General features: G+C 66.1%; 1 protein-coding gene. It reads left to right on the top strand.

The window, feature by feature from the left end; genetic code table 11:
- On the top strand, positions 1-398 hold a 398-nt coding region (locus tag FW760_RS26035), incomplete at both ends, for an AMP-binding enzyme (RefSeq protein WP_446444121.1).

Genomic DNA, 398 nt, shown 5'->3' with positions numbered 1-398 from the left:
ACGTTTCGTGCCCGATCCGTTCTCGTCCCGCGGCGAACGCCTGTACCGCACGGGCGACCTGGCGCGTTATCGCCAGGATGGCATCGTCGAGTACGTCGGCCGCATCGACCATCAGGTCAAGATTCGCGGTTTCCGCATCGAGCTGGGTGAGATCGAGGCACGTCTGGCGCAACAGGCCGCCGTGCGCGAAGCGCTGGTGCTGGCGGTGGACGGGCCGAGCGGCCAGCAACTGGTGGGTTATGTACTGGCCCACGATAACGCCGCCGACCCCACGGCCCTGCGGGAAGAACTAAAAACCCGACTCAAGGCCGAACTGCCGGACTACATGGTGCCCACGCACCTGCTGTTCCTGGAGCAATGGCCACTGACGGCCAACGGCAAGCTCGACCGCCGCGCCC

The organism is Pseudomonas sp. 1176_21 (genome assembly GCF_052850635.1).
The sequence above is the reverse complement of the archived record's forward strand: the minus strand, read 5'-3'. Positions and strand labels throughout refer to the sequence as shown.